Here is a 19,165-nt window from a genome sequence, read left to right as displayed (position 1 = left end):
GACAGATCGGCGGCAGCGAGCCAGCTGCCGCCACGCATTTCCAGGGAGGAGGCAGCACCCATGCGGCACAATTTCTTGCTTTTCGAGCACCCCGGGCGCGTTCTCGCGGCGGGAGCTGTTGCCCTCCTCCTGGCCGTCACATCGGGAAGCACGGCCCAGACCCAGCCATCCGCCACGGCGGCGCCTCCTGTCCGCGTGGTGGTGGTCGGGGACTCACTGAGCACAGGCCACGGTACCTCTCCACAGCAGGCATGGCCGGCGCTCATGCGGAAAGACCCGGAAGTGGCCGGCCTGGAAGTGGTCAACGCCGCCGAGGACGGAAGCGGCTACCTCAGCCTGGGTGACTACAACGGAACCTTCGGCACCCAGGTCGAAGACTTCGTCACCCCGGACACGGGCATTGTGGTCTTCTTCGGATCCGAGAACGACCTGGGGTACGCGCCCGCTGACATAGGCAGCGCTGCCCTTGCCGCAATGGACCGGGCGGAGACCCTGGCCCCTGATGCCAGAATCATCGTGGTGGGCCCGCCTTCCTACACGGCAACCCCGGACCCGGGGCTGGTGGACATCAGCGACCAGCTCAAGGCCGCCGCCCAGCAGGCCGGCGGGGAGTTCGTGGACCCGATTGCCGAGGGCTGGATCAGCGATGACTTCGACGATCTGATCGGTCCCGACGGCGACCATCCAACCGTCCAGGGGCAGCACTACTTGCTGGACCACATCGGCGCCTACCTTGAGCAGGCAGCCCCGGCGGCAGCGGCCGCCATGGAAGGGCGCCAGGACCCGCGCAGGCCTGCCGCCTAGTCCCACGGCCAGGACCGGAGAGGCCTGGCCGGAACCATCTGGATCAAAGCATCTAGACCAAGGGCCAGGGGTAGCGCATGCCCGTGCGGTCCACGGGGAGGACCTTTTCCTGCAGCATGCGTTGGACCCTGCGCTGGAGTGCGGCCACCTCGGCTTCGTCAAGCAACGCAGCGAGGTCGGGCGGCACCGCGGCGGCCAAGGGGCTGATGTCCTCGAGCAGGGCATCAGGAACGGGGTCGCCGGCGAAGTCCCAGATCACCGTCCGCAGCTTGAACGCGGCCGAGAAGCACAGGCCGTGGTCGATCCCCCAGATGTGGCCGTCGGTGCCGCGCAGCACGTGGCCGCTTTTCCGGTCGGTATTGTTCGCCACGTAATCGAACAAGGCCATCCGGGCAAGCTCCGGATGCGTTTCGGGGGAGTCGGCGAAAAGTGTGAAGTAGTGCTCCTCGAGGTCGCCCTCGATGAACCACTGCAGGGACCCCACCCCCAGCGGTGCATCCGTGCGGACCACCGTCGGCGGGACGATTCCCCATCCCAGTGCCTCACTGAGCAGGTACGCGGCCCGCTCCCGGCGGTGCAGGCCGGCGTCGAAATCTGCGAGCGGACGTTCCCCCGCAACGGGTTTATAGACTGCCCAGTTGGAGTCTTCCCCGCACGAAAGCTCCACGAGGAAGGTGGCATTGCTGCCGCTCATGATGCGGCCCAGCAACTCCACGCGGCCCTCCGTGAGGAGTGTCAGTTCCCGCCCGGACACCGCAGGCCCCACGCTAATGCACGTCCGATCACTGCGCCCTCAGCCCGCTGAGGGGTTCGGACATCGAATTCACCGTGAGCACGGCGGGTGCCTGGCCGTCGGTGTAGGAGATCGCCGAGACCGACGCCGGGCTGATCATGATCCGCTGGAAGAGGTCCAGGTGGGTGCCCAGCGCGTGCGCCACGGCCGCTTTGATGGGGTCCGCGTGGGAGAAACAGACGACGACGGCACCCGGGTGCGCGGCCCGGAGTGCGTCCAGGCTGCCGACAATCCGGGCCTGCATTCCGGAGAACCCCTCGCCATTGGGGAAACGGAAAGCGGACGGGTTGTGCTGGACGGTTTGCCACTCCGGCAAACCCGTCAGGCCGGCGAGCGCGGCACCGGTCCAGTCGCCGAAATCGCATTCCAGGAGGCCGGCGTCCTCGCTGACGGTGACCCCGGCACGGACCGCAGTAGGCTCCGCCGTCTCCCGTGCCCGCTCGAGGGGCGAGGAATAGACCGCGTGCACGGGCAGGCCGGAAAGGCGCTCAGCCACGGCGTCGGCCTGGGCACGTCCCCGCTCGGAAAGGTGCAGCCCCGGGGCCCGGCCGGGCAGGACGGTACCAGTGGTGGGTGTCTGGCCGTGCCGGACTAAAAGGATCAATGTGCTCTGTGTCATTGCGTCTAAGCGTAGCCGCGAGGGGACCCCGTGCCGAGCCTGCGAGGCGCGGGGAGCGGCAAGCGGTAGCCGCGAGGGGACCCCGTGCCGAGCCTGCTAGGCGCTGGGAGCGGCAAGCGGTACGGGCAGCCGTTTGGGAATCTGGAGGAATCTCTCGATTAGCCGCAGGGCGGGGCTTACGGTAGAGAGGTGACTGATCGCCCCGATATCTACACCGTTGGTGAACTCCGTGCGGCAGGCTACGTCCTCAAGGACCTTCGCCACGAAATCCGCGACAATCTCCTCGCCGCCCTGGCGGAAGGACGCGACCCCTGGCCAGGCCTCTATGGCTTCAGCAGGACGGTGATTCCCCAGCTGGAGCGGGCACTGATCGCAGGCCATGACATTGTCCTGCTGGGCGAGCGCGGCCAGGGCAAGACCCGCCTGCTCCGCACCCTGGCCGGGCTGCTGGACGAATGGTCGCCCGTGATTGAGGATTCGGAGCTCAACGAGCATCCGTTCGAACCGATCACCGAACAGTCCCGGACCCGCGCGGTGACCGAAGGGGACCGGCTGCGGGTTGCATGGCGGCACCGTTCGGAGCGCTATGTCGAGAAACTGGCAACGCCGGACACCTCGGTGGCAGACCTCATCGGTGACGTGGACCCGATGCGCGTAGCCGAAGGCCGCCGGCTGGGGGACCCGGAGACCATCCACTACGGGCTCATTCCGCGCTCGAACCGCGGCATCATCGCCATCAACGAACTGCCGGACCTTGCCGAACGCATCCAGGTGGCCATGCTCAACGTCATGGAGGAGCGGGACATCCAGATTCGCGGCTACGTGCTGCGGCTGCCGCTGGACGTGTTGGTGGTCGCCTCCGCCAACCCTGAGGACTACACCAACCGCGGCCGGATCATCACGCCGCTGAAGGACCGCTTCGGCGCGGAGATCCGCACGCACTACCCGATCGAACTGGAAGACGAGGTCTCGGTCATCCGGCAGGAGGGCCGCCTGGTGGCGGATGTCCCGCCGTTCATCCTGGAGATCCTGGCCCGCTACACCAGGGCGCTGCGGCAGTCGCCGGCGATCAACCAGACGTCCGGTGTTTCCGCCCGGTTTGCCATTGCCGGGGCAGAGACCATCGCCGCCGCGGCCCTGCGGCGGGCCAGCCTGCGGGGTGAGGACCAAGCCGTCGCCAGGATCATCGACCTGGAACCCGCCGTGGAGGTGCTCACCGGGAAGATTGAATTCGAATCGGGCGAGGAAGGGCGTGAGCAGGGCGTCCTTGACCACCTGCTGCGCACCGCCACAGCCGAGGCGGTCAGGGCCCATTTCCAGGGGCTGGACATGGGCCCGCTCGTGAACGCCCTCGATGGCCACCGGACCGTCAGCACCGGCGAGCAGGTCACAGCCCGGGAGTTCCTTGGCAACCTGCCGTCGCTGAACGGCTCCGGCCTCTACGAGGAAATTGGCCGGCGCCTCGGTGCGGTGAACGACGGCCAGCGGGCCGCCGCCGTCGAACTCGCCTTGGAAGGCCTGTACCTGGGCCGGCGGATCTCCAAGGAGTCCGACGACGAGGAAACCATTTACGGCTAAGCCCAGGAGGCACCATGGCTATCCACAAACGGTCCGCCAGGTACGGCCGGTACACGGGCGGCCCGGACCCGCTCGCCCCGCCGGTGGACCTGGCCGAGGCGCTCGACGCCGTCGCCGAGGACGTCATGGCAGGCTACTCGCCGCGCCACGCCCTGCAGGAGTTCCTGCGCAGGGGCGGCCGGAACCGCGACGGGCTGGACGACCTTGCCCGGCGCGTCCAGCAGCGGCGGCGCGACCTGCTTGGCCGGCACCGGCTGGACGGCACCCTGGACGAAGTGAAGAAACTCCTGGACACCGCCGTGCTGGAAGAACGCAAGCAACTGGCCCGGGACGCCATGATGGACAACACCGACCGTGCCTTCCGGGAAATGCAGCTGCAGAACCTCCCGCCATCCACCGCCGCGGCCGTCAACGAGCTCGCATCCTACGACTGGCAGTCAAGTGCAGCCCGCGAGGCTTACGAACAGATCAAGGACCTGCTGGGCCGGGAAGTCCTGGAGCAGCGGTTCGCCGGGATGAAGCAGGCGCTGGAGAGCGCCACCGATGAAGACCGCGAGGCCGTGAGCGCCATGCTCCGGGACCTTAACGAGCTGCTGGGCAAACACCGGCGGGGCGAAGACACAGACTCGGACTTCCAGGAATTCATGGCCAAGCACGGCCAGTACTTTCCGGAGAACCCGCAGTCGGTTGAGGAACTGGTGGATGCCCTGGCACAGCGCGCGCCCGCGGCCCAGCGGCTCTTGCAGTCAATGTCCCCGGAGCAGCGTGATGAGCTGATGCGGCTGTCCGCCCAGGCCTTCGGCTCACCCGAACTCATGGCCCAGCTCAACGAACTCGACGCCACCCTGCAGGCACTGCGGCCCGGGGAGGACTGGAACGGATCGGAACGCTTCGAAGGACAGGAAGGCCTGGGCCTGGGTGATGGCACCGGGGTGCTCCAGGACATCGCCGAACTCGACGAACTGTCCGAACAGCTGTCACAAAGCTACAACGGCTCCCGGCTGGACGACCTGGACCTGGATGCCCTTGCGCGCCAGCTCGGGGAGAGCGCCGCGGTAAGCGCAAGGACGCTTGCGGAGATTGAGCGGGCGATGCAGGACAGCGGCTATCTGCGGCGCGGAGCGGACGGCGACCTTCGGCTGTCCCCGCAGGCCATGCGCCGGCTTGGAAAGTCGCTGCTGCGTGACGCTGCCAGGCAGCTGTCCGGGCGGCAGGGCAGCCGGGACACCAGGATGGCAGGGGCTGCGGGCGAACAGACCGGGTCCAGCCGGCAGTGGGAGTTCGGCGACGCCGAGCCCTGGGACGTCACCCGCACCATGACCAACGCCATCCGACGGACCATGGCCGACGGCGGTGACCCGGCCCGCGGACTGCGCCTCGCCGTGGACGACATCGAAGTAGCGGAGACGGAAGCCCGGACCCAAGCCGCCGTTGCCCTGCTGGTGGACGTGTCCTTCTCCATGGCTGCCGAGGGGCGGTGGGTTCCCATGAAGCGGACGGCGCTCGCGCTGCACCACCTGGTATCCACCCGTTTCCGGGGGGACCGGCTGCAGCTGATCACGTTCGGCCGCTACGCGCAGTCCATGGACATCGGGGAACTGACGGCTTTGCCGGCCCTGCGCGAACAGGGCACCAACCTGCACCACGGCCTGCTGCTGGCGGGCCGCTTCTTCCGCCAGCACCCGTCCATGCAGCCGGTCCTGCTGGTGGTTACCGACGGCGAACCCACCGCGCATCTGCTGCCTGACGGGGACTCCTGGTTCAACTGGCCGCCCGATGCGGAAACCATCCGGGCCACCATCGGGGAACTGGACCGGCTTGGCCGCATGGGGGCGCAGACCACCTTTTTCCGCTTGGGGAACGACCCCGGCCTGGAACGCTTCATCCAGCGGATGGCGCACCGTGTGGATGGCCGGGTGGTGGCCCCCGAGGTGGGCGATCTGGGCGCCGCAGTGGTGGGCGAGTACCTGCGCGCCCATGTCCGCAGCGCCTACGCCGACGGCGATTGGTTCTGACCGGCGGTGGGCCAGTTGATGGTGGACCTGATCGTCACCCTGGACGGCTGTGCCACTGGGGAGGGTTGGCCGGGCTGGTGGGGCCTGGAAGGGCCGGAATACCTGGCCTGGCTCAAGCAGGAGGCCCGTAAGGAGCGGACCTATCTGATGGGGGCCAACACCTACCGCCTCATGTCCGGCATGTCGGAGGACGCAGCGGCCGGGGGTGAAGGGTTCTCCGCGGAGGAAGCCGCATCGCTGACGGGCCTCGCTGCCGTCCCCAAGGTGGTGTTTTCCTCCAGTTTAAAAACACCCCTCCGGTGGCCGAACTCCCAACTGGTGGCCGGGGACGCCGTTGAGGCCGTCAGGCAGATGAAACAGGCCTCTGCGGGGCCTTTGAGTACCCTGGGCAGCCTCAGCCTTTGCCGGTCCCTGGTTACAGCCGGCCTGGTGGACCGGTTTCGCCTGGTTGTCTTCCCCCTGATCACCGGCCGTACCGGAAGCGAATGGATCTATGAGGGCTACCCTGACGTTGCCCTGGAGATGGTGGACAGCAGGACCTTTGACGGGCGCCTCCAGCTGCTCGAGTACATCCCGCGCGTGATCGACACGCCGCAAGGGGCCGGGCAGGGGTAAAGCCCCCGGCGTCAGGTCACCGTGGAAGCACCACGACTTCGGTCCGGTAGGCCTGCGAGGAGCGCATGCTGCCGCGGAACCAGCAAACCGCATGCACCGCGGCGTCTCCGGGCGGCACCATCGGACGAAGGTTGTCCACGCCGGAGTTGGCTGTCACTGCCTCCCACTCCCACGTGGCGCCGCCGTCCTGGGTCCGGCCGGTGTAGAGCTCGTAATTTGCGGTGGCATCACCGGTCCGGGGATCGGCCGGAGCGGAGATGTACACCCGGTCCAGGTCGTAGGGGTCCACCGCACCCAGCCCGGTGTAGTCCTGTTCGTGGGGGAGCAGGGCCGGGCCGGCCGCTGCGAGATGGTGCAACTGCCAGCGCATCCCGTCGAAGCGGGCGTAGAGCAGGCGGTGGTCATCGACGTCGAGCGCCTGCTCCCGCCCAAGGGCGCCGTTGACGTCGTTCGCCCGGCAGCTGATGATGGCGGCCAGCTGGGAGCCCTGGCCGCGGACGTCGACGGTCCAGCCGTGGGTGCAGATGTCCCCGCCGAGTTCGGTGCCTGCGTGGAAAACCGTGGTGAGGGAGCTCTGGTTGATGCCGGGGGAGCCGAGCAAGGGCTTGGAAACCACCTGGCCCTGTCCATCGTGCAGCGCGTTGTCCCGGATGAAGCCGTGATAGATGCTGTTGTTGAAGTCGCGGGGGTGGTGGTCCGTGGTGATGAGGTCGATACGGTCGGTGCCGTTGCCGAAATAGCGGGTGTAGCCGTTGACGTAGCCGATTTTAGGCCGGGTAAAGAGCTTGCCACCGTAACTCCAGCTGCTGCCGTCGTCCTCCGAGACCATCATCGTGGGGTCGTCGTTGATGGCCCGGACAAAGTTGTATACCCGGGATTCCGCGTCCAGGCGGTGCAGGTTGGAGTAGGTGGCGCCGCGGCCGGCCGCCAGTTCCGTCCAGTCGAAGCATTCTTCCGGGCCCCATTCAGAGGCGTCGTGGGGTCGCGTGGAGATTCGCCAGCGGGAAAAGTTGTCTGTCTTGTGCTTCGCGTACATGGCCAGGTACCGGCCGTCCGGCCTGATCAGCAGCGCGGGCGCATTGTGGTCGTCGGGCTCCAGCCTCTGGTGCAGGACGTGCACCGTGCTCTGGCCGGTGGCCAGGTCCAGGACGGCAATTTCGATGTTGCCGCCCCGGCTTTCGCCGCCGGGGCCGTCGGGGGCAGCCACGGAACCCGCCAGCAGGGTGTTGGTAACGGGATCGACCAGGGCCCGCTCGTCCTGGAACCAGCACCATGCGCCGTTGTCGTTGATTGTGATCGGGTCCGCGGGCATGGCACTCCTGGTTCGAGTAGGAAAGCGTATTCCGCTATCTTCGCCCATGCCTCCCCGGGGGTCAACGCCTCTGAACCAGGTGGTCATCCCTGGGCGGCCGCTTCAGGCACGGGACCCGCCTGCTGCCGTACGGAGCCGTTCCGTGTCAGGATCAAGGTATGCCCCAGCGCCTCATGCTGCTCGACACTGCCTCCCTCTACTTCCGTGCCTTCTACGGCCTGCCGGACACCATCCGCCATCCGGACGGAACGCCGGTCAACGCCGTCCGCGGACTGCTGGACATGATCGCCCGGCTCACCATCGACTACCAGGCCACCCATCTTGTGGCTTGCTGGGACGATGACTGGCGGCCCCAATGGCGAGTGGACCTGCTTCCCACCTACAAGGCCCACCGGGTGGCCCGGACTGTACCGGATGGCACGGACGTTGAGGTGGTCCCGGAGGGGCTCGAAGCGCAGCTGCCCATGATCCGCAGGGTGCTGGAGCTGGCCGGCATCGCAATCGTCGGCGCGGCTCACCATGAAGCCGACGACGTCGTGGGGACCTATGCGAGCCAGTCTGCCTTTCCGGTGGACGTCGTCACGGGCGACCGTGACCTTTTCCAGGTCTGCGATGACGAGCGCGGCGTCCGGGTGATCTACACCGCCCGCGGTATGAAGAACCTCGAAGTCATCACGGAAGAAAGCGTGGTGGCCAAGTACAAGGTCCTGCCGCAGCAGTACGCCGATTATGCAACCTTGCGCGGGGATGCCTCCGACGGCCTGCCCGGCGTAGCGGGAATTGGTGAGAAGACGGCTTCGTCCCTGCTGCTCAAGCACGGCACCCTGGAACGCCTGCTGGCAGCGGCGGAAGAGCCCGACGGCGGGGTATCCGGTCCTGTCCAGGCCAAGCTGGCTGCCGCCGCCGCGTACCTTGAAGCAGCCCCCGCCGTCGTCCGCCTGGTGCGGGACCTGGAACTTCCCACCCTTGACGAAGCCGGCGCCCTGCTGCAACCCGTGAGCGGCGAGCGGCGCGCCGAACTCGAGCGGCTTGCCGCCGACTGGAACCTGGGCGGATCGGTCCGGCGGCTGCTGGCCGCGCTGGACCAGCGCGGCTAGCCCGGCGCGAACGGCGCGAATGGCCGCGACGAGAACCGTCATGTGTTGCGTCATCCAGGGACACGGCAGGATCCAGGTGGACCAGTGCGGATGACGCCGGATGTACGGGCGTGACGCTGGATTGCGGTCCGAGTCTGCGCGTTTCAGGCCGCTTGAACAGGCCTGGTCGGGGTGGTTTGGTGAGGTAACGATCCAGATGAGAGGCCATTTCCATGACAGTCACTTCAGATCTTGCCCCGCGCCGCCTGCGCGATATTTTCGGAACATTCGCCAGTGGCCTGACCGTAATTACCAGTTCCACTCCGGACGGGCCCGCCGGTTTTACCTGCCAGTCCTTCGCATCCCTGTCGTTGGATCCTGCCCTAATCACGTTCAGCCCGGCGCGCACCTCAACCACGTGGCCGGTGCTGCGGAAGGCCGGTTCCTTCACCGTCAATATCCTCCCGGCAGAACACCAGCACCTCGCGGGGCAGTTCGCCCGCTCGGGAGCAGATAAGTTTGCCGGCGTCAGCCACACCTCCTCGCCGCTGGGAAATCCCGTGCTCGATGATGCGCTCGCCTGGATCGACTGCGAGCTCCACGCAGAGTACGACGGCGGCGACCACACCATCGTGGTGGCCGCGGTGCGGCACCTCCACGCGCGGCACGACGCCGAACCGCTGCTCTTCTACAAGGGCCGTTACGCCGGCCTCGCTCCGGCGGAGAGCCTGCTCGAAGCGGCGGGCTGACCGGGCCTGCCCATCGATGGGCGTAAGGCTTCCGCTCCGCGCGCGGGAACGCCGGCCTTCCGTACTCTTGCTTCAGGCCCATCAGGTAGTAAGCTTACTGAGCATTACTAGTAAGCTTGCTGATTAAATGGGATGGGAGCAGGAGCCATGGGCGCAATTTTCGGTACGGCCCTGTCACTGATGCTGACCGTTGGCGGGGCGGCGGTTGCCGCTGAGGGTGGCCCGGGAGCTGCCCAGCACTATCTTGCGGGCCATGTGCTCCTCGGAGTGGGCATCGGCCTGTTGATCGCCACCATCCTGCGGACGGCTGTCCGGATCCTCCTGGCCCGGCGTACTGCCCCCGCAGACAAGACCACGGCCGCGGCCACCGTCACCGTGCTGCCTGTTCGCTCCACCGCTCCCATGCCGATGCGGGGCCGGCATGCCGCGTGAGGGGGAACCGGCCACGGCACCCGGACACACCGCTGAGGCAGCCGGGGCAAACCCTGCGCCAGCGCGCCGCCGGAGGCTCCGTGGCCTGATCGCCCTGTGCTGCACCCTGGTTGCCGCGGCGTTGGTGGTTGGTGCGGCAGGCATCCGCTCTGCGGACGCCGACGAAAACGTCCTCCGGGGCTTCCAGATCCGCGTACTGAGCATCAGCCAGGCGGCCGCGGAGAACAGGATGGACGGGGCACTGGCCGCCCTGCAGGCACTCGAGAAAGACCTGGGTGACGCGGCGGCAGCGGGCCGCCTCTCCGCCGCACGCTACCGCGGCATCGAGACCGCGCTCTCGGCAGTAAAGTCGGACCTCGCCACGAAAGTGGCGGCCGCCGCAGCACCTCCCGCGCCGGAACCCAGTGCAGCCGCTCCTGCTCCCTCCGACAGCGCCCCCCTTGCCGACACGGACCAAAGTGAACCCGTCCCCGCTCCCGTGGAACCGGCGGTGCCTGCCGTTGCTCCCGCCCCTGCACCGGCCGCGGATGTTCCCGGCGACCAGCGGTCGGACACTGCCAAAGAAGCCAAGGACAAGAACAAGGGCAAGGGGCAAGGAAAGCCCTGACCCCAACGGTGGGGTGCCACACGGCAGGGCAGAATAGACGGATGACTCCCCTTGAGGGCCCTCTGCCCGCCGACGACTTCGACCTTGCGGCCATCGGCGCCGGGCTTGCCTTCGAAGGTTCCCTGTCCGCATTGCGCAGCGTACTGGAAAGCGGCAGCTCACCCGGCGCAGCTGTGGTGCAGGCGCCGCCCGGAACAGGAAAGACCACGCTCGTCCCGCCGCTGCTGGCGAATCTGTACGGCCGGCGCGGGCGCGTCGTCGTCACCCAGCCGCGCCGTGTTGCCGCCCGGGCCGCTGCCCGCCGGCTCTCCGTCCTGGACGGAAGGGGGCGGGGGGAAGGCCGCGTCGGCTACACCGTCCGCGGGGAACGCCAGGCAGGCCCCGGCACCCGGGTCGAATTTGTCACCCCGGGCATCCTGCTCCACCGCCTGCTGGCCGATCCCGGGCTTGACGGGACCGCCGCCGTCGTCCTGGACGAGGTGCACGAACGTGGGCTGGAAACCGACCTCCTGGTGGGCATGCTCGCGGAGGTCCGGGCGCTCAGGGGCGACCTCGCCGTCGTCGCCATGTCTGCAACGCTGGACGCGCCAAGGTTCGCCGGGTTGCTGGGGGATTCCGACGGCGGCGTGCCGGCACCCGTGGTCGACTGTCCGTCCGTGAACCATGCGTTGGAGGTCCAGTGGGTCCCGGCGCCAGGGGCGCGGCTGGACGCCAGGGGGGTGAGCCGTTCCTTCCTGGACCATGTGGCCGCGGCAGCGGCGGACGCCCACGCCCGCGCCATCGCCGCCGGCCAGTCAGTGGACGCCCTCGTGTTCCTCCCTGGCGCCCGGGAGGTTTCCCACGTTGCAGCAGCGCTGCGTACCCGCATTGGCCGCACCGTGGACGTCCTCGAACTCCACGGCCAGGTGGGCGCGGCGGAGCAGGACAGGGCGGTGTCGGGACGCGGTCCGGGTGACCCGCCGCGGATCATCGTCTCCACCGATCTTGCCGAGTCTTCCCTGACGGTGCCCGGCGTCCGGCTGGTCATCGACTCCGGGCTCGCGCGCGAGCCGCGGCGGGACTCCGGCCGGGGCATGAGCGGGCTGGTGACGGTCTCCTGCTCCCGCGCATCCGCCGACCAGCGTGCCGGCCGCGCCGCGCGGCAAGGGCCGGGAACGGTGGTCCGCTGCTATTCGCAGCAGGCATACGGGGCGGCCCCCGCCCACGTGACGCCGGAAATCAATGTGGCCGACCTGACAAGTGCCGCCCTCACACTGGCCTGCTGGGGTGCCCCGGGCGGAAGGGGGCTCGCCCTTCCGGATGCACCCCCGCGGCTGGCCATGGAGGACGCCGTCGAGGTGCTCCGCGAGCTGGGCGCCGTGTCCGACGACGGCCAGGTGACGAAGGCGGGGCGCGCCCTTGCCGGGATACCCGCCGATCCCCGGTTGGCCCGGGCATTGCTCGACGGCGGCGCCTCCCATGGCCAGCAGCTCGCCGCCGAGGTGGTGGCGGCGCTCTCCGGGGACAACCGTGCCCCCGGAGCCGACCTGCCCCGCCTCCTCGCCCAGCTCCGTGCCGACCCGGGCCCCGCGGGCCGCCGCTGGGCAGAAGAGGCCAAGCGCCTGGCTGGCCTGGCCCGGCGGCAAAAAACCGCTGCCGTGGCAGGCCCTGCCATACCTGCCACCGGCGGCGAAGCTGTAGGGGCCGTCGTCGCCCTCGCCTTTCCGGACCGGGTGGCCCGCCGCGTTCCCGCCAGCGGGGGCGCCGGGCAGTACTTACTTACATCCGGTACCAGGGCCGGCCTGCCCGTTGGCAGCAGCCTGTCGGGGGAGGAATGGGTGGCCGTGGCGGAAGTGTCCCGGACGGAGGGCCGGGACACTGCCGGAACCGGCGCCGTGATCCGCGCGGCTGCACCCCTTTCGGCGGCGATGGCCGAAAGGGCCGCGGCGAACCTGCTGGCCGAGACGGTGGACACCGAATTCCGTGGCGGCCGGGTGAGTGCGCGAAGGACCAGGCGGCTCGGGGCCATCGTGCTGTCCGCCACGCCGGTCCGCCCCACGGCAGAGCAGGGCAGGAGGGCCGTGGCGGCGGCGCTTCAGTCCGGGGGGCTCTCGACGCTGGCATGGTCAGCGTCGGCGTCCGTACTGAGGCGCAGGCTCGCCTTCCTGCATCGCGGGCTGGGAGCGCCCTGGCCCGATATGTCGGACAGTGCACTGCTGTCGCGGCTGGAAGACTGGCTGGGGCCGGAGCTGGAAGAGCTCGCCGCCGGCAAGTCCGTGGGTTCCCTTGACCTGGCCCAGCCCCTGCGCCGTCTGCTGCCGTGGCCCGAAGCCGCCCGGCTGGACGAGCTCGCCCCGGAAGGACTTGACGTGCCCAGCGGCGCCAAAGTCCGGATTGACTACCCGGAGCCCGGTGACGGCGCGGCTGCCCCGGTGGTGGCGGTGAAACTGCAGGAGTGCTTCGGCCTGGCCGAATCCCCGAGGCTGCTGGGAGGCAGGGTGCCGGTGCTGTTCCACCTGCTTTCGCCGGCCCGCCGCCCCCTCGCCGTCACCGATGACCTCACCTCATTCTGGTCGGGACCGTACAGCCAGGTACGTGCGGAAATGCGGGGCCGCTACCCCAAGCATCCGTGGCCGGAAGACCCCTGGTCCGCCCCGGCCACGGCACGGACCAAGCAGCGCAGGTAGTGGCTGGCCGAGGACCCTTAGGAGTGCGCTGCAATGAAGTCGGCGACCGGGGCGGCCAAGGACGCCCCCACCTCGTCGGCGGGGCGCTTCTTGCCCGCCACCGCGAACGAGTGGTCACCGCCTTCAACCCACTGCAGGACGGCACTGGGCCCGATCCGGGACACGACGTCCGACAGGATGTCGGCGGTGGCAAAGGTGTCCCGGGTCCCCTGCAGGAACAGCATGGGCGTGGTAAGCCCGTACAGGTGTTCGTCCCGGAGCTTATCGGGTTTCCCCGGAGCGTGCAGGGGGTAGCCCAGGTACACCAGGCCTGCGGCGTTCATCCCCTCGGCCACGGCCATGGAGGCCATTCGTCCGCCGAACGACTTGCCGGCAGCCCACACCGGGCCGCGGTCAGCATGCGCTTCAGCCTGTGACCGGGCCGCAGCCATCGCGGCCCGCCAGGCGGCAATCGCCGCGGGAGGGCGGTCGGGAAACTTCCGCCCTGCCTCCCGGTAAGGGAAGTTGAAGCGCAGGGTGGCCAGGCCCAGGCGGTTGAGGGCTTCACTGAAGCCGCGGAGGAACGGGTGCTCCATGCCCGCGCCTGCGCCGTGTGCCACCACCACGGTTGCGGTGGGCTCCGCGGGGCGGGCATAGACGGCGGAAAAGGTGGCGTCACCTGCGGTGATGGTGAGCTGCTGTTCGGAAGCTGGCATGGGTCCATCATGCCGGAGCCCTGCCGGATGTGCCGGTCCCGGCCTGCGCCGGGGTGTACGTTGTCCCCATGGCGAGTGAACAGACCACCATCACAGTGCAGGGTCCCCACGGTCCGCGGGAGATGCGGATTTCCAGTCCCAGCCGGGTCCTGTGGCCGGACCTGGGCCTCACCAAGCTGGACCTGGTGAACTACATCTGCGATGTGGGGGAGGCGTTCATCGCCGCCAACGGGGACCGGCCGTTGGCGCTGCAAAGATTTTCCGGCAACATCGACGGTGAACAGTTCTTCTCCAAGAACCCGCCCAAGGGCACGCCGGACTTCATCCGCTCAGTCAAAGTGGTCTACCCCAGTGCCCGGTCCCACCCGCAGCTGGTGTTCGATGAGCCCGCGGCCGCCGTCTGGGCCGTCCAGATGAACACGGTGGTGTTCCACCCCTGGCCTTCGCGCGCAGAAAACACCGACAACCCGGACCAGCTGCGCATCGACCTCGACCCGCAGCCCGGCACCGACTTCGATGACGCCGTCCCCGCCGCCCTGGTGCTGAAGGAGGTCCTCGCCGAGGCCGGGCTGACCTGCTTCATCAAGACTTCCGGAAACCGCGGACTCCACGTCTATGCGCCCATCGAACCCACCCGCGAGTTCCTGGACGTCAGGCATGCAGTCATCGCCGCTGCCCGGGAAGTGGAGCGGCGCATCCCGGACAAAGTGACCACTGCCTGGTGGAAGGAAGAACGGGGCCGGCGCGTGTTCCTGGACTTCAACCAGGCCAACCGCGACCGCACCATCGCCGGCGCCTACAGCCCGCGGGCGCTTCCGCACGCCCCAGTCTCATGCCCCATTACATGGGACGAACTGGAGCACGCCGACCCGAAAAACTTCACCATCCTCACCGTCCCCGGACGGCTGAAGGCGGTGGGCGATCCCTGGGCGGATTTCAGTGCAAGCCCCGGCACCATCGATACTCTGCTGGAGTGGTGGGACCGCGACTGCAAGGCTGGCCTGGGCGAGTTGCCCTTTCCGCCGGACTACCCCAAGATGCCGGGTGAACCGCCGCGGGTCCAGCCCAGCAGGGCACGCAAGCAGGACTAAGCCGCCCTCCCGTAACGGGGCACGTTGACACGGCCCCCCGGCCGCCGTCGTAACTTACGACGGCGGCCGGCGGCAAAGTGCCCCGCGACGGCTCCCTGCGGATACTCCTGTGTGGGTTATTCGAACCTGGACGGATCGCCCATGCCGCGCCGGACAATCTCGGCGACCCCGCTGGAGAAGTCCACCACGGTGGTGGGCTCGGCGCCGCAGTCCCCGGCGTCGATGACGGCATCCACCTGGTGGTCCAGCCGCTCCTTGATCTCCCAGCCCACGGTCAGCGGTTCCTCCTCATCCGGCAGCAGCAGTGTGCTGGACAGCAGCGGCTCGCCCAGTTCGGCCAGCAGCGCCTGCACCACGCGGTTGTCCGGGATACGCACGCCCACGGTCTTCTTCTTGGGATGGAGCAGGCGCTTGGGAACTTCCCTGGTGGCGGGCAGGATGAACGTGTAGCTGCCGGGGGTGACGGCCTTGATGCTCCGGAACACGTCATTACTGATGTTCACGAACTGCCCCAGCTGGGCGAAGTCCCGGCAGACCAGCGTGAAGTGGTGCTTGTCATCCAGGTGCCGGATGCTCCTGATCCGGTCCAGGGCCTCGCGGTTGCCCATCTGCGCGCCCAGCGCGTAGCAGGAGTCGGTGGGGTAGGCGATCAGGCCGCCGTCGCGGATGATCTTCACCGCCTGCGCAATGGCGCGGGGCTGGGGGTCGTGGGGGTGGACATCAAAGAATCGGGCCATGCCCCGAGCCTACGTTCCCGCGGGCCGCACCGCACCCCTCCTCCGCCGCCGGCCGGCGCGGCGGAGGAGGGCACCTGCCCTGCCCATTGGTGGGAGAATGTGCCTCATGGCTAGGGAACGCATCGTCATCGGCCTTAACGGCAGCGGCGAGGGAGACCTCCTGGTGCGCCGCGCCGGGAAGCTCCTGGAGCGGGCGGGCGAAGGTGACGTCCTTGCCGTCCACGTCCGGACCCCGTCCGGCGCGCAGGGCGAGTCGCCGCATGCGCTGGAGGCCCAGCGGCAGCTCGTCGCAGGGCTCGGCGGCAGCTATCACGCGCTTTCGTCCGGCGACGTCGCCGGGGCCCTGCTCGACTATGCCCGCGCGCACGATGCCACGCACATCCTGGTAGGGCAGAGCCGCCGCAGGTTTGCCGTCCTGTCCGGCGGCAGCGTGGAAGCGAAGGTGGTGCGCGGTGCCGGGGACATCGATGTCCAGGTGGTGTCCCGGCCGGTGGTGTCCCGGCCATCCCTGTCCAGGGGCGCCGGGCAGCGGACCGCATTGGGGCGCCGCAGGGTGATGATCGGGTTTGCGCTCGCCGCCGCGCTTCCGGCCGGGCTGCAACTGCTGCTGGCAGTCTTTGACCACAGCGTGGCCACGGCGGCACTGCTGCAGCTGGCCGGCGCGGTGGCCGTCGCCCTGGTGGGGGGCCTCTGGCCCGCGATTGCGGGAGCATTATGGAGCAGCGTGCTGGTCAACTACTTTTCCACGCCGCCGCTGCGGGATCTTGCCATCCACGACCCGCAGGACGTCCTGTCGCTGGCCGTGTTCGCCGGGGTTGCCGTTGCGGTGGCAGGGGTGGTGGACCGGTCTGCCCGGCGGTCCAAGGAGGCTGCCACGGCACGGGCCGAAGCAGCCACCCTGGCCGATCTGGCCCTCGCGGCGTCCCGGGACGAGGACAACCTGAAGGGGCTTTTGGCTGAAGCGGTGAACGTTTTCGGCGCCACCGGCGCCGCTGTCCTGGCCCGGCCCGGCGCCGGACCCGGTACCGATGGGCACGCGTCCGCCGGGGGCAGTGACGGGCCGGGCACGGCAGTGAAGAACGACGCCGGATCGGACGTTGGGCTGGGCGGCTGGCAGGTGGTTGCCGCAGCCGGGGATGCCGCGGACCGGCTGCGGGGGCCCCTGGCCGGGGTTCCCGGCACCGGAACTCCCGCTACCACCGTTGAGCAGGTGGATGAGGAAACCTCGCTGGTGCTGCTGGGGCGTGAGGTTCCACCGTCCGGGCGCAGGCTGCTGGCCGCTTTCGCGGTCCACGTCAAAGCACAGCTCGAGCGCCGCCAGCTGGCAGCCACCCGCACCGAAATGCTCCGCCTCGCGGAGGGAAACGCCATGCGCACTGCCATCCTCCGGGCAGTGTCCCACGACCTCCGTACGCCCCTGGCCGGGATCAAGCTGGCTGCCGGCGGGCTCCTGCAGCACGGCGTCTCCTACACCCCGGCGGAGCAGCATGACCTGTTGGAGACCATCGATGAGTGCACGGACAGGCTGGACCTGCTGGTGGCCAACCTCCTGGACATGTCGCGGATCACCGCGCAATCGGTGGAACCGCTGCTGGGCCCGGTCCGCTGGTCCGAGGCCGTTGAAGCTGCTTTACGGGGCCTGCCCCGGGGAGCGGTGAGGGTGGCGCTGCCGGCCAACATGCCCCCGGTGGATGCCGATGCCGGCCTGCTGGAGAGGGCGGTGGCCAACATCCTGGAAAACGCGCTGAAGTATGCCGCGGGCACGGCTGTGGTGGTGGCAGGCGGTGCCGGCGGCAGTGTCCTGGACGGTCATCCCTGTGGAGAGTTGCAGATCATTGACCACGGCCCCGGCGTTCCGGCCCGCAACGTGGTGGAGATGTTCCGTCCGTTCCAGCGGCTCGACGACACATCCACGTCCACCGGGATCGGACTGGGACTCTCGGTGGCGCAGGGCTTCGTCCAGTCGATGCGGGGAACGCTCACCGCCAGGGAAACCCCGGGCGGCGGCCTGACCATGGTGATCCGCCTGCCCCTCTCTACCGGCATACCGGCCAGCGCCCCCGCCGGCGGCAGCCCCAGCATTCACACGGCTGCCGGGGCGCAGCCATGAGGGGGAACGACGGCGGCACCCCTGGCAGTGCCCGGCAGGCCAAGGCGAGGGTCCTGGTCATCGATGACGATCCGCACCTGTTGAAGGCCCTCCGGATCACGCTCGCCGCGCACGGCTACGCGGTGGACACGGCCGTGGACGGTGCTTCCGCGCTCGCGGCGGCCTCCCGGTCCGCGCCGGACGTGCTGGTCCTGGACCTGGGCCTGCCGGACATGGACGGGACCGAGGTCCTGAGGAACCTGCGCCGCTGGAGCGCCGTGCCCGTCCTGGTCCTGTCCGCCCGCCATGGATCCCCGGACAAGGTGGGCGCCCTTGATGCCGGCGCCGACGACTACATCACCAAGCCCTTTGGCCTCGATGAGCTGCTGGCGCGGCTGCGTGCGCTGCTGCGGAGGGTGCCGCAGGCCAAGACACACCCCTTGGTCAGCTCCGCCGGCTTTACCGTTGACCTCCTGGCCCGGCAGGTCCTGCGTTCCGGGCAGCCCGTGCGGCTCACCCCCACGGAGTGGAACATCCTGGAAATCCTGGTCCGCAATCCGTCGCGGCTCATCTCGCAGCAGCAGTTGCTGGCCGAAGTCTGGGGACCGTCCTACGGCAAGGAAGCCAACTACCTCCGTGTGTACATGGCCCAGTTGCGGAGGAAGCTGGAGGACGATCCAGGCAATCCCCGGCACCTGCTGACCGAAGCCGGCGCCGGTTACCGCTTCGTGCCGTGAACAGGGGAGTGTTTCCCTTCCGGGCCGTCACAGCATGGGGCAGGATGGTGTCTGCCCCAGTTCCGGCCGATGCGGTTCCGGCCCCTTCGAAGGAGACCCTCCCATGCCAACAGTCCTCAATCCCTACCTGAGCTTCCGCGATAATGCCCGCGAGGCGATGAACTTCTACCAGTCCGTGTTCGGCGGCGAACTGACGCTCAGCACCTTCGGCGACTTCCAGGCCGGCGAAGACCCGGCGGAAGCGGAGAAGATCATGCATGCCATGCTGGCCACCACCCAGGGCCTGGTACTCATGGGCGCGGACACCCCCAACAGCATGCAATACCACCCTGGCTCCTCCATATCCATTTCCCTCAGCGGGGACGATGAGGTGGAGCTTCGCGGCTACTACCAGAAGCTCAGCGCCGACGGGGGAGCAGTGACAGTTCCCATGGAAAGGGCTCCGTGGGGAGATGTTTTTGGCATGTGCACCGACCGGTTCGGAGTGTCCTGGCTGGTCAACGTCAACGCCGCGCAGGTGACTCCGGCCCCCTGACCTCCCTGTCCCGCC

Annotated in this window: 18 protein-coding genes; 13 read left to right on the top strand and 5 right to left on the bottom strand. The window is 68.8% G+C overall.

Translation table 11 applies throughout. The annotated features are described in order from the left end of the window. Positions 1-60 precede the first annotated feature (60 nt). Positions 61-804, top strand: coding sequence for an SGNH/GDSL hydrolase family protein (locus ACETK3_RS09200; protein WP_306970191.1), 744 nt, complete (start codon positions 61-63; stop codon positions 802-804). Between the two features lie 52 nt (positions 805-856). On the opposite strand, the gene ACETK3_RS09195 is transcribed toward ACETK3_RS09200, so the two are convergent. Together ACETK3_RS09195 and ACETK3_RS09190 are read right to left on the bottom strand one after the other, a co-directional pair. Then, the gene (locus ACETK3_RS09195) at positions 857-1,558 is read right to left on the bottom strand and encodes an SCO1664 family protein (protein WP_306970190.1); all 702 of its coding nucleotides are present in this window, start codon (positions 1,556-1,558) and stop codon (positions 857-859) included. Positions 1,559-1,586: 28 nt separating this feature from the next. Beyond that, the gene (locus ACETK3_RS09190; protein ID WP_236802543.1) at positions 1,587-2,216 is read right to left on the bottom strand and encodes an MSMEG_4193 family putative phosphomutase; all 630 of its coding nucleotides are present in this window, start codon (positions 2,214-2,216) and stop codon (positions 1,587-1,589) included. A gap of 189 nt (positions 2,217-2,405) precedes the next feature. Here ACETK3_RS09190 and ACETK3_RS09185 point away from each other — a divergent pair, with 189 nt between their 5' ends. Genes ACETK3_RS09185 through ACETK3_RS09175 form a run of 3 tightly spaced genes read left to right on the top strand, consistent with a single transcriptional unit; the run spans position 2,406 to position 6,424 of the window. Then, positions 2,406-3,794 (top strand): sigma 54-interacting transcriptional regulator, encoded by a 1,389-nt coding sequence (locus ACETK3_RS09185; RefSeq protein WP_236802544.1) that lies wholly within the window; start codon positions 2,406-2,408, stop codon positions 3,792-3,794. A gap of 14 nt (positions 3,795-3,808) precedes the next feature. Continuing rightward, positions 3,809-5,809, top strand: a complete 2,001-nt coding sequence (locus tag ACETK3_RS09180; RefSeq protein WP_373992772.1) for a hypothetical protein — start codon at positions 3,809-3,811, stop codon at positions 5,807-5,809. An 18-nt stretch (positions 5,810-5,827) separates the two neighbouring features. Next, positions 5,828-6,424, top strand: coding sequence for a dihydrofolate reductase family protein (locus tag ACETK3_RS09175; RefSeq protein WP_306970277.1), 597 nt, complete (start codon positions 5,828-5,830; stop codon positions 6,422-6,424). Between the two features lie 16 nt (positions 6,425-6,440). On the opposite strand, the gene ACETK3_RS09170 is transcribed toward ACETK3_RS09175, so the two are convergent. Continuing rightward, positions 6,441-7,736 carry a BNR-4 repeat-containing protein gene (locus ACETK3_RS09170; protein WP_306970184.1) on the bottom strand — a complete coding sequence of 432 codons (1,296 nt, stop codon included), beginning with the start codon at positions 7,734-7,736 and terminating at the stop codon, positions 6,441-6,443. Positions 7,737-7,894: 158 nt separating this feature from the next. On the opposite strand from ACETK3_RS09170, the gene ACETK3_RS09165 reads away from it, so the two are divergent. From ACETK3_RS09165 to hrpB, 5 genes are all read left to right on the top strand, one after another. After that, entirely contained in the window at positions 7,895-8,833 is a 939-nt protein-coding gene (locus ACETK3_RS09165) for a 5'-3' exonuclease (RefSeq protein WP_306970182.1), read from the top strand. A 212-nt stretch (positions 8,834-9,045) separates the two neighbouring features. Then, positions 9,046-9,561 (top strand): flavin reductase family protein, encoded by a 516-nt coding sequence (locus tag ACETK3_RS09160; protein ID WP_236821918.1) that lies wholly within the window; start codon positions 9,046-9,048, stop codon positions 9,559-9,561. Between the two features lie 147 nt (positions 9,562-9,708). Next, positions 9,709-9,993, top strand: coding sequence for a hypothetical protein (locus tag ACETK3_RS09155; RefSeq protein WP_306970180.1), 285 nt, complete (start codon positions 9,709-9,711; stop codon positions 9,991-9,993). Continuing rightward, positions 9,983-10,600, top strand: coding sequence for a hypothetical protein (locus ACETK3_RS09150; protein WP_237430583.1), 618 nt, complete (start codon positions 9,983-9,985; stop codon positions 10,598-10,600). The genes ACETK3_RS09155 and ACETK3_RS09150 overlap by 11 nt, the downstream gene beginning before the upstream one ends. A gap of 41 nt (positions 10,601-10,641) precedes the next feature. Beyond that, a complete protein-coding gene (gene hrpB / locus ACETK3_RS09145) occupies positions 10,642-13,266 on the top strand; it encodes an ATP-dependent helicase HrpB (protein ID WP_306970177.1) in 2,625 nt (874 codons plus the stop codon). Between the two features lie 17 nt (positions 13,267-13,283). On the opposite strand, the gene ACETK3_RS09140 is transcribed toward hrpB, so the two are convergent. After that, on the bottom strand, positions 13,284-13,961 hold the full coding sequence (locus ACETK3_RS09140; protein WP_306970175.1) for an alpha/beta family hydrolase: 678 nt from the start codon (positions 13,959-13,961) through the stop codon (positions 13,284-13,286). Positions 13,962-14,029: 68 nt separating this feature from the next. On the opposite strand from ACETK3_RS09140, the gene ligD reads away from it, so the two are divergent. Continuing rightward, positions 14,030-15,052: a non-homologous end-joining DNA ligase gene (gene ligD / locus ACETK3_RS09135; protein WP_306970173.1), complete on the top strand. Its 1,023-nt coding sequence runs from the start codon at positions 14,030-14,032 to the stop codon at positions 15,050-15,052. Between the two features lie 116 nt (positions 15,053-15,168). Here ligD and ACETK3_RS09130 read toward each other — a convergent pair whose 3' ends face one another. Beyond that, complete coding sequence (locus ACETK3_RS09130) at positions 15,169-15,789, bottom strand: L-threonylcarbamoyladenylate synthase (RefSeq protein ID WP_236821921.1); 621 nt, start codon at positions 15,787-15,789, stop codon at positions 15,169-15,171. Positions 15,790-15,895: 106 nt separating this feature from the next. Here ACETK3_RS09130 and ACETK3_RS09125 point away from each other — a divergent pair, with 106 nt between their 5' ends. From ACETK3_RS09125 to ACETK3_RS09115, 3 genes are all read left to right on the top strand, one after another. Further along, positions 15,896-17,899, top strand: coding sequence for a DUF4118 domain-containing protein (locus ACETK3_RS09125; protein WP_373992771.1), 2,004 nt, complete (start codon positions 15,896-15,898; stop codon positions 17,897-17,899). After that, positions 17,896-18,615: a response regulator gene (locus ACETK3_RS09120; RefSeq protein WP_237430388.1), complete on the top strand. Its 720-nt coding sequence runs from the start codon at positions 17,896-17,898 to the stop codon at positions 18,613-18,615. Before ACETK3_RS09125 ends, ACETK3_RS09120 begins: the two co-directional genes overlap by 4 nt. Positions 18,616-18,718: 103 nt before the next feature. Continuing rightward, positions 18,719-19,150 (top strand): VOC family protein, encoded by a 432-nt coding sequence (locus ACETK3_RS09115; protein ID WP_237430389.1) that lies wholly within the window; start codon positions 18,719-18,721, stop codon positions 19,148-19,150. The last annotated feature ends 15 nt before the right edge of the window (positions 19,151-19,165 follow it).

Source organism: Arthrobacter sp. E44, from assembly GCF_041877125.1.
Lineage (GTDB): Bacteria > Actinomycetota > Actinomycetes > Actinomycetales > Micrococcaceae > Arthrobacter.
Note: the sequence above shows the minus strand (reverse complement) of the source record. Positions and strands in the feature narration are given on the sequence as shown.

Coding starts and splice junctions, on each gene's coding strand:
- ACETK3_RS09200 (WP_306970191.1), top strand. CDS start 61: ATGCGGCACAATTTCTTGCTTTTCGAGCACCCCGGGCGCGTTCTCGCG.
- ACETK3_RS09190 (WP_236802543.1), bottom strand. CDS start 2,216: ATGACACAGAGCACATTGATCCTTTTAGTCCGGCACGGCCAGACACCC.
- ACETK3_RS09180 (WP_373992772.1), top strand. CDS start 3,809: ATGGCTATCCACAAACGGTCCGCCAGGTACGGCCGGTACACGGGCGGC.
- ACETK3_RS09175 (WP_306970277.1), top strand. CDS start 5,828: ATGGTGGACCTGATCGTCACCCTGGACGGCTGTGCCACTGGGGAGGGT.
- ACETK3_RS09170 (WP_306970184.1), bottom strand. CDS start 7,736: ATGCCCGCGGACCCGATCACAATCAACGACAACGGCGCATGGTGCTGG.
- ACETK3_RS09165 (WP_306970182.1), top strand. CDS start 7,895: ATGCCCCAGCGCCTCATGCTGCTCGACACTGCCTCCCTCTACTTCCGT.
- ACETK3_RS09160 (WP_236821918.1), top strand. CDS start 9,046: ATGACAGTCACTTCAGATCTTGCCCCGCGCCGCCTGCGCGATATTTTC.
- ACETK3_RS09155 (WP_306970180.1), top strand. CDS start 9,709: ATGGGCGCAATTTTCGGTACGGCCCTGTCACTGATGCTGACCGTTGGC.
- ACETK3_RS09150 (WP_237430583.1), top strand. CDS start 9,983: ATGCCGCGTGAGGGGGAACCGGCCACGGCACCCGGACACACCGCTGAG.
- hrpB (WP_306970177.1), top strand. CDS start 10,642: ATGACTCCCCTTGAGGGCCCTCTGCCCGCCGACGACTTCGACCTTGCG.
- ACETK3_RS09140 (WP_306970175.1), bottom strand. CDS start 13,961: ATGCCAGCTTCCGAACAGCAGCTCACCATCACCGCAGGTGACGCCACC.
- ligD (WP_306970173.1), top strand. CDS start 14,030: ATGGCGAGTGAACAGACCACCATCACAGTGCAGGGTCCCCACGGTCCG.
- ACETK3_RS09130 (WP_236821921.1), bottom strand. CDS start 15,789: ATGGCCCGATTCTTTGATGTCCACCCCCACGACCCCCAGCCCCGCGCC.
- ACETK3_RS09125 (WP_373992771.1), top strand. CDS start 15,896: ATGGCTAGGGAACGCATCGTCATCGGCCTTAACGGCAGCGGCGAGGGA.
- ACETK3_RS09120 (WP_237430388.1), top strand. CDS start 17,896: ATGAGGGGGAACGACGGCGGCACCCCTGGCAGTGCCCGGCAGGCCAAG.
- ACETK3_RS09115 (WP_237430389.1), top strand. CDS start 18,719: ATGCCAACAGTCCTCAATCCCTACCTGAGCTTCCGCGATAATGCCCGC.